The following is a 12,547-nucleotide window of genomic DNA, read 5'->3' as shown; positions in this document are numbered from 1 at the left end:
GGCCGGGAAGTTCCCCGTCACCCGGTCCCGTTCGACGGTGACCCGCCAGACCGACTGACGTACGTCGGCCGGGCCGGTGGTCTCCGGCCCGGCCGGCTGCCGGCTGTCGTCAGCTCGCCGGCTCGGTGTCCCGGCGCGACAGTGCCAGGAACGCCACGAACCCGACGATCGCCACCGTCCAGGACAGGGTCACCGGGCCCAGCCCCCACGCCAGGCCGCCGCGCTTGGCCGGCAGGGCCATCCAGTCGGCGAGGGAGGCGCCGAGCGGGCGTGTGATGACGTACGCCGTCCAGAAGGCGGTCACCGCGCCGAGCAGGCGCATGCGGTGGGCGAGAGCGGGGACGCAGATCGCCGCGGCGAACAGGGCGACGGAGCCCAGGTAGCCGAGGCCGATGGTAGCGGAGAGGTCGCCGGCGGCGGTGCCCAGGGCGAACGTGGCGAGCACGGCCGCCCAGTAGAAGAACTCGCGGCGGCGGGTGCGGATGGAGTGGATGGACAGCGTGCGCTCGCTCCTGTACCAGAAAGCGAAGACGGCCGCGAGGGCGATGAGGAAGAGCGGGGTGGACAGGGTGTACGGGACGCCGACGACCACGTGGAGCGCGTCGGCGGCCATCGTGCCGAACACGCTGACCATGACGATCGCCGTCCAGTAGATCCAGGCCACGTACCGGCGGACGGCGAACTGGAGCACGAGCGAGGCGACGAAGGCGAGACCGCCGAGGCCGACCGCCGGGATGTTGCCCAGCGTGTGGGCCAGGAAGTCGGAGGCGGTCTCGCCCATGCCGGTCGTGAGGACCTTGATGATCCAGAAGTAGACGGTGACCTCCGGCACCTTGTTCGCGCTCTCGCGTATGCGCGCGCGTGCGTGACCGTGCGGCCGGTCCGTCAGGACGTGCTCTGTGCTCATGATCCGCACCCTCGCACGGCCAACTGTCCGTTCCCCAGCCCCCTTTGCCATTGTTTTGGGGCTTCTGGTGCAGCTGTTGCCACGGGGTGCGGCGAACCTGAACACAACCTGAACGCATCGGCGCCGGCCCTGGCCTGCGGCCGGACTGGCCTGATAGACAGGCCGGTCGGGCGGCCGCCGGTGTCAGTACGTCAGACCCACGTGCGCCAGCGCCTGCCTCAGCAGCACCCCGTGCCCGCCCGGCATCTCGCTCTGCACGGCCGCCGACGCGGCCTCCTGGGGGCTGAACCAGACCAGGTCCAGGGCGTCCTGGCGGGGGCGGCAGTCGCCGGTGACCGGGACGATGTAGGCGAGGGAGACCGCGTGCTGGCGTGGGTCGTGGTACGGGGTGATGCCCGCGGTCGGGAAGTACTCGGCGACGGTGAAGGGCTGGATCGAGGTGGGGATGCGGGGGAGGGCGACCGGGCCGAGGTCCTTCTCCAGGTGACGCAGCAGGGCGTCGCGGACCCGCTCGTGGTGCAGGACGCGGCCGGAGACCAGGGTCCGGCTGACCGTCCCGTCCGGGCCGATGCGCAGCAGCAGTCCGATGCTGGTGACTTCGCCGCTGTCGTCCACGCGCACGGGCACGGCCTCGACGTACAGGATCGGCATGCGGGCCCTGGCCATTTCCAGCTCGTCCGTGGTGAGCCAGCCGGGCGTGGTTTCGGTCATGTCTGACATTGCTTGATCATACTTTCCGGGTGGGGCGCTCGCTGGGGTCGCGCGCCGGTTCGGGTGCGGGCGGTCCGTAGAGTCCGTAGAGGCGGCGGGCGTTGTCGCGGCCCGTCCAGGCGGCGATGCGCAGGGCGTCGGGCAGGCTCAACTCGTCGGCCTCGACGCGGGATTGGAGGATACCGGCCAGTCCCTGGCGGAAGCACAGGGCGCCGAGGTGGTGGAATTCGGCCACGCCGTAGGCGTCGGAGCTGTACAGCAGTTTCCGGAACGGGGTGATCTCCAGCGCCTCCTCCAGCACCGCCCGGCAGCGGGCCGGGCCGGTGTGGTGCAGGGCGAGGCCGACGTCCAGGTACACGTGCTCGAACACCGCTGCCAGATACGCGGCTTGGCGGTGGTACGGCCAGCAGTGCAGGAGCAGGACCGGGATCGTGCCGGAAGCCAGGCGCAGCCAGTCGGTCAGCAGGGCCGGGTCGGCGCGGTGCAGCCGCAGGTCGGCGTCGCCGAAGCCGGTGTGCAGCTGGAGGGGCAGGCCGAGGTCCACGGCGGTCCACAGCAGGTGCCGGGTCAGGACCGGGTCGGTCAGGCGGCCGCCGGCCGCCAGCCAGTTCCCGGCTGCCCGTGTGACCTCCCGCGCCGCCGGACGGGCCGGGTCCAGGGCGAAGCCCGTGCGGTAGGCGGCGACCGACTTCACCGCCACCACGCCCGGCCGGCGCACCGCCTCCTCGGCCGCCGTACGGAACACATCGGCATACGCGTCCGGCTCGACGCCCCGCGCCGCCACCGCCTCCGCCACCTGTTCCAGGCGTACGACCTCCCGCGCCGCGGCGCCGGAGGCGGCCGCCAGTTCGGCGGGGGAGGTGAGGGGGTGCGCGGTGTAGCCGGTGTCCACGAAGAACGCCTCGGCTCCGGCGGCGGTCAGGAAGCGGCGGTTGACCTCCTGCCAGCCCAGCTCCGCGCGGCGGGCCGTATAGGTGTCCGGCGGCGCGTGCCGCGGGAGGTCCAGCAGGGGCGCGCAGTGCCGGCGTACGGCCACCCCGGCGGGCGTGTCGAAGGGCGAGCTGCCGGGCCAGGCCTCGCCCTCCGTGAGGAGCGCGGCGAACTCCCGCGGCGCGAGGTCGGCCGTCACCGCGCCGTGGCAGTGGTGGTCCACCAGCGGCAGTGCGGCGAGGGCCTCGTGGACCGGTCCCGGTGCGGTGGCCACGGTCAGTACACCCAGCGGTAGGCCGCCGCCACCTGGGCGTCGTCCAGGCCCTCGACGGCCGCCGCCTCGCCCAGCCGTACGGCGGTCACCGCGTCCGCGAGGACCGGGCCCAGCGCGGCCCGCAGCACCTCGTCGGCACGGAACTCCCGGGCGGCCTCGGGCAGGGACCGCGGCAGGCGGCGTACGCCGAGCCTCTCCGCCTCGTCCGGCGTGTACCGGGCCGGGTCGCCGGTGATCTCCCCGGGCAGCTCCAGCGCCCCGGCCAGACCGTCGAGGCCCGCGGCGATGACGCAGCCGAGGGCGAGGTAGGGGTTGGCGGCCAGGTCGACCGGCTTGACCTCCAGGTTGGCGTCCTGCGCCTGGCGGCCCGCCGTACCGGTGATCACCCGCAGCGCCGCCTCCCGGGTCTCCCGCCCCCACGCGGTGAACACCCCTGCCCACTGGGAGGGCCGCAGCCGCAGACGGCTGGCCGGGCTCGGGGCGGTGACCGCCGTCAGCGCGGGCAGGCGGGCCAGGATCCCGGCGGTGAAGGACTCCGCCTCGGGCGTCATGCCGTAGCGGCGCTGCCCGCCCGCGTGCAGGTTCACCCCGCCGCGCCAGCAGGACAGATGCAGATGGCCGCCGTTGCCGACGCCCTCGGCGGACACCGCGGGCGAGAACGAGACCCTGAGGCCGTGCCGCTGCGCGACCGCGCGGATCGTCTGCCGGACCAGCACGCTGCGGTCGGCCGCCGCCACCGGGTCCAGCGCGCCCACGGAGATCTCGAACTGCCCGGGGGCGTACTCCGGATGGAGCTGGTCGACGGGCACGTCCTGCGCGGCGAACGCGGCCAGCAGGTCGGCGGTGTAGTCGCTCAGGCCGACCTGCCGGACCGCGCCGTACGCCGGACCGGAGACCGCAGGGACGAACTCCCCGGCGGGCGCCGAGCCGAGCCCGACCGACCACTCGACCTCGATCGCCGCCTTGAAGGCCAGCCCGTGACGCTCGGCCGCGCCGGCCACCGTCCGGCGCAGAAAGGTCCGGGCGCAGCCGGGGTGCCGGGCGCCCTCCTGGGTGATCCGGTCCACCGGCGCCCACGCCCAGCCGGGCTGCCCGGCCAGCGTGACCAGCTGGTCGAGGTCCGGGTAGAGGCGCAGATCGCCGTCCGGGGAACCGAGGACGTCGGTGGTGACGATCGAGTCGTCGGCGAGGAAGGTGTCGAACACCGGGGACATGCCGACGCCCCAGGACACGGCCGCCGCCAGCCGCGCCGTCGGGACCGTCTTGACCCGGCACACGCCGGCGGTGTCGACGTACGCGAGCACGATCCCGCGCACGCCCTGTCCGGCCAGGCCGGCGGTGAGCGCGGCGACCCGGCGCAGATCCTCCGGGCGCCCGCCGGGCACGGGGTCGGCAAGGGTGGTCATACGTCCTCCTCGGCTGCGTCCGCCTCGACGTGGTCCGCGTCGTGCTGCCGTCGACGGGCGTCAGGGTTTCACGGCCACCGCGCCGAACTGCGGCACCGGCGCCGCGTCCGCCGGGTCGGCGCGCCACTGGGAGCAGGGCACCAGGCCCGGTTCGACCGGCTCCAGGCCGTCGAGGAACGAGGCGATCTCCGCGCGGCTGCGGGCGGTGATCGGCGGGGTGGCGTTGGCGTTCCAGAACTCCATCGCCGCGACGTTGCCCTCGCCGCCCACGTCACGGTCGTACGTCGGATGGGTCAGGGCCAGGCAGCTCCCGGAGGGCAGGGCCGCCATGAGCCGGCGCACGATGTCCCGGGCCTCGCCGGTGTCCAGGACGAAGTTCAGGATGCCCAGCATCATCAGCGCGACCGGCCGGGTGAGGTCCAGGGTGTCGGCGGCGCGCTGCAGGATGGTGTCCGGGTCGTGCACATCGGCGTCGAGGTAGTCCGTGACACCCTCGGGCGAGCTGGTGAGCAGCGAGCGGGCGTGCACCAGCACGATAGGGTCGTTGTCGACGTACACGATCCGGGACTCCGGTGCGATGCGCTGCGCGATCTCGTGGGTGTTGTCCACGGTCGGCAGACCCGTGCCGATGTCCAGGAACTGGCGGATCCCGCGCTCGGCGGCCAGGTACCCGACCGCCCGCGCCAGGAACTGCCGGTCCGCGCGGGCCACGTCCCGGATCACCGGGAACATCCCGGCGACGTGCTCACCGACTTGCTGGTCGACCTCGTAGTTGTCCGTGCCGCCGATCCAGTAGTTCCACACCCGGGCGTTGTGCGCCACGGAGGTGTCCAGTCTCTCCGGTCCGGCCGTCGGGGAGCCCTCGGTCACATCGCCGCCCTTCTCGCACGCGGTTGCCCGCCGTCATTGTGCCGTCCGGTGATCGAGCTGTCCCGGGAACCGCCCGGCCCGGGCGGTTCGGGGCGGCTTCGGGACGTACCGGAACACCGGGGACCGGCTCCGGGACGCCGCGCCGCATGAGGAACACTGGACGGCGTACCCCTCCCCCGACCGGAAGCAGGACATGCCCGCCACGCCCACGCCCCTCCTCGACACCCCGGACCTGCCGGCGGGCCCCGCCGACATCCGGCTGATCGTCACCGACATGGACGGCACCCTGCTGGACGACGCCAAGCGGCTCCCCGAGGGCCTGTGGCCGCTGCTCGCCGAACTGCGTCGCCGCGGTGTGCTGTTCAGCCCCGCCAGCGGCCGCCAGTACGCCACGCTGGCCCGGCAGTTCGCCGAGGTCGCCGAGGGCATGGTGTTCATCGCGGAGAACGGCACCTACGTGGTCCGCGACGGCGTGGAGCTCAGCTCCGACACCCTCGACGCGTCCGTGGCCCCCCGGATCGCGCGGACGGTGCGGCGGCTGGTCGCGGACGGCGCGGACGTGGGCGCGGTGGTGTGCGGCAAGCGGGCGGCGTACGTCGAGCGGTCGGACGAGGCGTTCCTCGCGGAGGTGCGCAAGTACTACGTCGAGCACCGGGTCGTGGCCGACCTCACCGCCGTCGACGACGCTGCGATCAAGATCGCGCTGTTCGACTTCGGTCCCGCCGAGCACTCCACGGCCCCCGCGCTCGCCGAGTTCGCCGGCACCCACCAGGTCGTCGTCTCCGGCGAGCACTGGGTCGACGTCATGAACCGCACGGCCGACAAGGGCACCGCCCTGCGCGGCCTCCAGCGGGCGCTCGGCATCACGCCCGCGCAGACCATGGTCTTCGGCGACTACCTCAACGACCTGGAGATGCTCGACGCGGCCGACTGGTCCTTCGCCATGGCCGGCGCCCACCCGGAGGTCGTCCGCCGGGCGCGCTACCTGGCCCCGTCCAACAACGACAACGGCGTCCTGCGCACCATCGCGCACGTGCTCGGCCTGTGACCCTGCTGCCGGGGAGGGCGTACCCGTGCGGCCGGGCCCGGACCGCGATCCCGACGCGGTTCCGGGCCCCCGGGCTTGTGCCGGCCGCCCCTCAGGGCTTGCGGCCGACCGCCCCGTACAGCGAGACGGGCCCCGGGCCGTCCGGTGCCTGTGCGGGGCGCCACGCGTCGACCGGTACGACGCCCGGCTCCAGCAGGTCGAGTCCCGCGAAGAAGGCGGCCACCTCGGCGCGGGAGCGGGCCACCAGGGTCACCCCGCCCGCCGCGTAGGCGGCGATGCCCTTCTCGACGTTCTCCGGCTCGAAGTCGGCCGTCATCGTCGACAGGACCAGACGGCTGCCCGGCGCCAGCGCGTCCACCAGGGTCGACACGAGTTCGTGGGCACCGTCCTCGTCGGCGACGAAGTGCAGCAGCGCGATCAGGGACAGGGCCACCGGCCGGCCGAAGTCCAGGACACCGGCGGCCTGTTCGAGGATGGCGCGCGGATCGCGGGCGTCGGCCTGGACGTACTCCGTGACCCCCTCCGGGGTGCCGCGCAGCAGCGCGCCTGCGTGGGCCAGCACGATCGGGTCGTTGTCGACGTAGACCACCCGGGCGTCCGGGGCCACCGACTGGGCGATCTGGTGCAGGTTGGGCTCGGTCGGTATGCCGGTGCCGATGTCCAGGAACTGGCGGACGCCGTCCTCGGCGAGTGCGCGCGTGGCCCGCTGCATGAACGCGCGGTTGGCGCGGGCCGCTCGCACGGCGCCCTCGTCGATCGCCATGATCCGGCGGCCCAGTTCCTCGTCGACGGGATAGTTGTCCTTGCCGCCGAGGAACCAGTCGTAGACCCGGGCCGGATGCGGCCGGGTGGTGTCGATGCGGGATACGGCCGGCTCGGTCCCCGTCACGTGCTGCTCCTCCGCTCGGCTGGTCCCGGTGCCGTCGCACCGGGGCGTGCGGGCAGCAGTGTGACACGATCACCGCGTGCGGCGCAGGGCCCGCTCACCAAGCGCCCGGGGCCCCAACACGGCTGCCGGGTGCGCCGGTTGGCGCTCTCAACGGGGCAGCGTACGGTCCAGGAAGCGGAGCACCTCCGCGAACGCCTCCTCCTTGTCCGTCTCGTGGAACACCTCGTGCCGCGCCCCGGGGAAGATCCGCTCGGTCAGCCGGCCGCCGCTCAGCCGCTCCGCACCGATGCGGCTGCTGGGCAGCGGCACCAGTTGGTCGTCGTCCCCGTGCAGCCACAGCAGCGGCAGCGCGCCGACGTCACCGCCCTCGGCGACGGCCGCCAGGGTGCGGGCGAACGCCTCCAGCGTCGGGCGCTTCATCGGCCCGTGCCACACCAGCGGATCGGCGGCATAGGCGGCGCCCACGGCCGGGTCCCGGGAGAGCGCGGCCGGGCTGACCGGGACGTCCGGGATCTCCGGCAGGGCCAGCAGCCGCCCCGGCAGCTCCCAGGCGCCGATCACCGGCCCGGACAGGATCAGTGCGCTCAGCTCGGCGCCGTACCGCTGGGCGTAACGGGCCGCGATCAGCCCGCCCATGGAGTGGCCGGCCAGGACCAGCGGCAGCCCGGGGTGGGCGGACCGGGCGAGGTCCGCCACGGCGTGCGCATCGGTGACCACGTCCTCGAAGTCCTCGATCACCACCCGCTCCCCGGCCGACCTGCCGTGACCGACGTGATCGGGCGCGTAGACGGCCGCCCCGTGCCCGGTGAGCCGGGCCGCGAGTCCGTCGTACCGGCCCGCGTGCTCGCCGTACCCGTGCACCACCAGGGCCAGGTACCGGGGCGCCGGGTGCGGCCACTCGCGTACGGCGACGGAGCCGTGGACGCCGTCGAGGGTGTGCTCGCGGACGTGGGGCATGTCTCCTCCGGAGGGTTCGGTGACGGCTCGGGGGATCTTCCCAGCGGGCCGGTCCGAGGTCTATAGTCTAAAACTAGCAGTGCTAATTAAGTGTCCGAGTGGCTGGTCGACAGTGTCGTGGATCAGTCGTAGGTCAGGAGTCGAAGCCGTGCGTCCCGTCCACTTCGCGGCCGCCCGCCGCACCCCCATCGGCAAGCTGCGCGGAGCCCTGTCCGGCATCCGGCCCGATGATCTGGCCGCCGCGGTGATCCGCGACCTCGTGGCCGACGTGCCCGCGCTCGACCCGGCCCGGATCGACGACGTCTACTGGGGCGCGGCCAACCAGGCCGGTGAGGACAACCGCAACGTCGCCCGCATGGCCGCCCTCCTGGCCGGCCTGCCCGAGTCCGTGCCCGGCGCCACCGTCAACCGGCTGTGCGCCTCCGGCCTGGAAGCGGTCACCGCCGCCGCCCGCACCGTCGCCGCCGGCGAGGCCGACATCGTGATCGCGGGCGGCTCCGAGTCCATGAGCCGCGCCCCCTTCGTGCTGCCCCGCCCCGACGAGGCCCTGCCGCAGCGCATCGAGACGTACGACACCCGCCTCGGCTGGCGGCTGGTCAACCCGGCGATGAAGGACCTGCACGGCCTGCTGTCCATGGGCGAGACCGCCGAGAAGGTCGCCGAGCGGTACGGCATTTCCCGTGAGCGGCAGGACGCGTTCGCGCTGCGCAGCCACCAACTCGCCGCCGCCGCACGGAAGAACGGCGACTTCGAGGACGAACTCCTGCCCGTGCGGCGGCCGGACGGCATCGTGGTCGAGCAGGACGAGTGCGTCCGCGAGGACACCTCGCTGGAGAAGCTCGCCCGCCTGAGGCCGGTCTTCCGCCAGGGCGGCACGGTCACGGCGGGCAACGCCTCGCCGATGAACGACGGCGCGGCCGGGCTGCTGCTGGTCAGCGAGGAGGCCTTGAACGAGCTGGGCCTGGAGTCCCTCGGCCGCTATGTCGCGGGTGCCTCCGCAGGGGTCCACCCCGACGTCATGGGCATCGGCCCCGTCCCCGCCACGCGCAAGGCGCTCGCCCGCGCCGGCTGGGACATCGCCGACCTGCAGGAGGCCGAGTTCAACGAGGCGTTCGCCGCCCAGGCCCTCGCCTGCGTCGACCAGCTCGGCATCGACCCCGACCTGGTCAACCCGACCGGCGGCGCCATCGCCCTCGGCCACCCCCTCGGCTGCTCGGGCGCCCGCATCCTGACGACCCTGCTGCACCGGATGCGGCGCACGGGCGCGGAGCGCGGGCTGGCGACCATGTGCGTGGGAGTCGGGCAGGGGAGCGCGGTGCTGGTCGAGAGGCACTAGCGCCCTTCCAACGGGGGGATCTGGTCAGTCGAGCCGCAGCAAGGAAACGGAGCAGCACTCCATGGCAACCCTGTCCGTCGCCGCCATCCTCGCCGAGAACGCCAAGCGCCGACCCGGCAAGACCGCCCTCGTGGAAGGCGAACTGCGGCTCACCTTCGGGGAGGTGTGGCGGCGCTCCCTCGCGCAGGCCGGCGCCCTCGCCGGCCTCGGTGTACGGCCCGGGGACCGGGTCGCCCTCATGGCTCCCAACACCGCCGAGTTCCCGATCGCCTACTACGCGATCGCCGCGGCCGGCGCGGTCGTCGTCCCCGTCCATCTGCTGCTGTCGGCCGGCGAGGTCGAGCACGTGCTGCGGGACAGCGGGGCGGTCCTGCTGCTCGTCCATCCGAACCAGGCGGAGACCGGGCAGGCCGCCGCCGAGGCTCTCGGGGTCCACGTGGTCACCCTGGGCGAGGAGTTCGACAAGCTCGCGGCGGACACCGAGCCGCTGCCCTCGTACGTCACCCGCGCCGCCGACGACCCGGCGGTGATCTTCTACACGAGCGGCACCACCGGCGTCCCCAAGGGCGCGGTGCTCAGCCACTTCAACATCGTGATGAACGCGACGGTCAACGCCTTCGACGCCAACGACATCCGTGCCGACGACATCGCCCTGGGCGCGCTGCCCCTCTTCCACGCCTTCGGCCAGACCGTCTCCCTCAACTCCACGTGGCGGGCGGGCGCCACGCTCGTCCTGCTGCCCCGCTTCGACGCGGCCCGCGCCATCGAGCTGATGGTCGCGGAAGGCGTGAACACCTTCCACGGGGTGCCGACCATGTACGTCGCCCTCGCGGCGGCGGCTCCCCACGCCGCCGACCTCCCCGAGCTGCGGGTCTGCATCTCCGGCGGGGCCTCGCTGCCCGTCGCCGTGCTGGAGCGGTTCGAGGAGGCGTTCGGCGCGCGGATCTACGAGGGGTACGGGCTGTCGGAGACCTCGCCGACGGCCACCGTCAACCAGCCGCTGTTCGGCACCAGGGCCGGCACCATCGGCCACCCGCTGTGGGGCGTCGACGTGGAGATCGCGCGGGCCGAGTCGGAGGACCGCATCGAGCTGCTGCCGGCCGGCGAACTGGGCGAGGTCGTCATCCGCGGCCACAACGTCTTCTCCGGCTACCTCGGCCGGCCCGAGGCCACCGCCGAGGCCCTGGTCGACGGCTGGTTCCGCACCGGCGACCTCGGCACCAAGGACGACGAGGGCTTCCTGAGGATCGTCGACCGCAAGAAGGACGTCATCATCCGCGGCGGCTACAACGTCTACCCGAGGGAGGTCGAGGAGGTCCTGATGCGCCACCCCTCGATCGCCCAGGCCGCCGTCATCGGCCTGCCCGACGAGCTGCACGGCGAGGAGGTGTGCGCCGTCGTCGTACCGGCGCCGGACACCGCCCCCGACGCCGCCGCGCTCACCGAGTGGTCCAAGGAACACCTGGGCCGGCACAAGTACCCGCGGCGCGTGGAGTTCACGGACGCACTGCCGCTGGGGCCGAGCATGAAGGTGCTGAAGCGGGAACTTCGGGCGAAGTACGCGGAAAAGGGAGCGTAGCGGGCGGGCAGGGATCACCTGGCGAGACGGTCCTTACGCCGGTGAGTTGTCCGGACATAGCATCGGTCCCCGCATGAACACGATGACGCTCTGGCACATATCCGGCTGGGGGTTCGCGGCGCTCGCCTTCGCGGCCCTGCTCGTCGGCTTCTCCAAGACCGCGGTGAGCGGCGCCAACACGGTCAGCCTCGCGATCTTCGCGGCCGTCCTGCCCGCCCGCGCCTCCACCGGCGTGCTGCTGCCCGTCCTGATCGCCGGCGACGTGCTCGCCGTCCTCACCTACCGTCGGCACGCCCATTGGCCCACCCTGTGGCGGCTGTTCCCGGCCGTCGCGGCGGGGGTCGTGGTCGGCACGCTGTTCCTGGTGTGGGCCGACGACGGGGTCGTACGGACCTCGATCGGCGCGATCCTGCTGCTGATGGCCGGTGTCACGCTGTGGCGGAGGCGCCGGGCGGAGAGCGCGGACGGGGCGGACGAACCGGACGCGGTGACGAGCCGGGCGGGCCGGATGAAGGCGCGCTCGTACGGCGTGCTCGGCGGGTTCACGACGATGGTCGCCAACGCGGGCGGCCCGGTGATGTCGATGTATCTGCTCTCGGCCGGTTTCCGGAAGCTGGGTTTTCTGGGCACGTCGGCGTTCTTCTTCCTGATCGTGAACGTGTCCAAGGTGCCGTTCAGCGCGGGCCTCGGCCTGATCGACGGGCGCTCGCTGCTCCTGGACGCCGCGCTCGCGGTGTTCGTCGTGCCCGGTGCGTTGTTCGGCAAGTGGGCTGTGAACAGGATCAACCAGCGGCTCTTCGAACAACTCGTGATCGCGGCGACGGTCGTGGGCGGGGTGCAGCTGCTACTGCGCTAGCCCCAGCAGGTCCGGGAGGTCCGCGAAGGAGTCCAGGACGTGGTCCGGTGTGCCGCTCGCCCGCTCCAGGGTCTGCTGCTGGAACTTGCCCGTGCGGACCAGCACCCCGGTGATGCCGAGCCGCTGCGCCGCCAGGACGTCGTGCTCGACGTCGTCCCCGATCATCAATGCCTGCTCCGCGCCGGCCCCGAGACGCCCCAGCGCTGCTTCGAAGAAGGCCCGCGACGGCTTCCCGGTGACCTCCGCCTCGACCCCCGCGGCGGCCTCCAGGCCCGCCAGGAACGCCCCCGCGTCCAGCTGGAGCCCCTCGTCGGTCCGCCAGTACAGGTTCCGGTGCAGGGCGACCAGCCGCGCGCCCCGCTGGAGCCGGCCGAAGGCACGGTTGAGCGCCTCGTAACCGAACTCCGGTCCGGCGCCGCCGAGCAGCACGACGTCCGGAACCTCGTCGTCGCCGTCCCCGACGAGGGTGATCCCCGTCAGATCCTCGCCGATGTCCCCGCTGTTCAGCAGCGCGACGCGGGCTCCGGCCAGATGGGCGGCGGTGGCCGAGGGTGCCGTCAGGATGTCCTCGGCCCCCACCGGGAACCCCGCGTCCACGAGCGCTGCGGCGATGGACGCCCGGGACCGGGAGGTGGTGTTGGTCACCAGCACCACGCCCAGTCCCGCGTCCCGGACGGCGCGCAGCGCCTCCACCGCGCCCGGCAACGGCTTCCAGGAGACGGTGAGGACACCGTCGATGTCGATCAGGACGGCACGCACGGATTCCATGCCCCGACCGTAGCGA

General features: G+C 73.2%; 12 protein-coding genes. 4 read left to right on the top strand and 8 right to left on the bottom strand.

What is annotated here, in order from left to right:
- Nucleotides 1-109: 109 nt before the first annotated feature.
- The 5 genes from O1G22_RS06775 to O1G22_RS06755 all read right to left on the bottom strand — a co-directional run bounded on the left by O1G22_RS06775 (nt 110) and on the right by O1G22_RS06755 (nt 5,098).
- Nucleotides 110-907 (bottom strand): COG4705 family protein, encoded by a 798-nt coding sequence (locus tag O1G22_RS06775; RefSeq protein ID WP_270080474.1) that lies wholly within the window; start codon nt 905-907, stop codon nt 110-112.
- Nucleotides 908-1,090: 183 nt separating this feature from the next.
- A complete protein-coding gene (locus tag O1G22_RS06770; RefSeq protein ID WP_270080473.1) occupies nt 1,091-1,618 on the bottom strand; it encodes an NUDIX hydrolase family protein in 528 nt (175 codons plus the stop codon).
- A gap of 16 nt (nt 1,619-1,634) precedes the next feature.
- Entirely contained in the window at nt 1,635-2,822 is a 1,188-nt protein-coding gene (locus O1G22_RS06765) for an amidohydrolase family protein (protein WP_270080472.1), read from the bottom strand.
- Between the two features lie 2 nt (nt 2,823-2,824).
- Entirely contained in the window at nt 2,825-4,228 is a 1,404-nt protein-coding gene (locus O1G22_RS06760) for a type I glutamate--ammonia ligase (RefSeq protein WP_270080471.1), read from the bottom strand.
- Nucleotides 4,229-4,288: 60 nt separating this feature from the next.
- Entirely contained in the window at nt 4,289-5,098 is an 810-nt protein-coding gene (locus O1G22_RS06755) for an SAM-dependent methyltransferase (RefSeq protein WP_270080470.1), read from the bottom strand.
- A gap of 193 nt (nt 5,099-5,291) precedes the next feature.
- Between O1G22_RS06755 and O1G22_RS06750 the strand changes: the two genes are divergently transcribed.
- On the top strand, nt 5,292-6,146 hold the full coding sequence (locus tag O1G22_RS06750) for a Cof-type HAD-IIB family hydrolase (RefSeq protein WP_270080469.1): 855 nt from the start codon (nt 5,292-5,294) through the stop codon (nt 6,144-6,146).
- Between the two features lie 91 nt (nt 6,147-6,237).
- Here O1G22_RS06750 and O1G22_RS06745 read toward each other — a convergent pair whose 3' ends face one another.
- Both O1G22_RS06745 and O1G22_RS06740 read right to left on the bottom strand, forming a co-directional pair.
- On the bottom strand, nt 6,238-7,035 hold the full coding sequence (locus O1G22_RS06745) for an SAM-dependent methyltransferase (RefSeq protein WP_270080468.1): 798 nt from the start codon (nt 7,033-7,035) through the stop codon (nt 6,238-6,240).
- Nucleotides 7,036-7,182: 147 nt separating this feature from the next.
- A complete protein-coding gene (locus O1G22_RS06740; RefSeq protein WP_270080467.1) occupies nt 7,183-7,992 on the bottom strand; it encodes an alpha/beta hydrolase in 810 nt (269 codons plus the stop codon).
- A 148-nt stretch (nt 7,993-8,140) separates the two neighbouring features.
- On the opposite strand from O1G22_RS06740, the gene O1G22_RS06735 reads away from it, so the two are divergent.
- The 3 genes from O1G22_RS06735 (at nt 8,141) to O1G22_RS06725 (ending at nt 11,763) form a co-directional block, all read left to right on the top strand.
- Entirely contained in the window at nt 8,141-9,328 is a 1,188-nt protein-coding gene (locus tag O1G22_RS06735; protein ID WP_270080466.1) for a thiolase family protein, read from the top strand.
- 61 nt (nt 9,329-9,389) lie between these two features.
- Nucleotides 9,390-10,907, top strand: a complete 1,518-nt coding sequence (locus O1G22_RS06730; protein WP_270080465.1) for a long-chain-fatty-acid--CoA ligase — start codon at nt 9,390-9,392, stop codon at nt 10,905-10,907.
- A gap of 73 nt (nt 10,908-10,980) precedes the next feature.
- Complete coding sequence (locus O1G22_RS06725; protein WP_270080464.1) at nt 10,981-11,763, top strand: sulfite exporter TauE/SafE family protein; 783 nt, start codon at nt 10,981-10,983, stop codon at nt 11,761-11,763.
- Here the strand turns inward: O1G22_RS06725 and O1G22_RS06720 are convergent.
- Nucleotides 11,752-12,531 (bottom strand): HAD-IIA family hydrolase, encoded by a 780-nt coding sequence (locus tag O1G22_RS06720; RefSeq protein WP_270080463.1) that lies wholly within the window; start codon nt 12,529-12,531, stop codon nt 11,752-11,754. The two genes, O1G22_RS06725 and O1G22_RS06720, sit on opposite strands and share 12 nt — an antisense overlap.
- Nucleotides 12,532-12,547: the final 16 nt, after the last annotated feature.

Origin of the sequence: Streptomyces camelliae (genome assembly GCF_027625935.1) — a bacterium.
Classification (GTDB): Bacteria; Actinomycetota; Actinomycetes; order Streptomycetales; family Streptomycetaceae; genus Streptomyces; species Streptomyces camelliae.
This window is presented reverse-complemented; position numbering and strand designations above follow the sequence as displayed.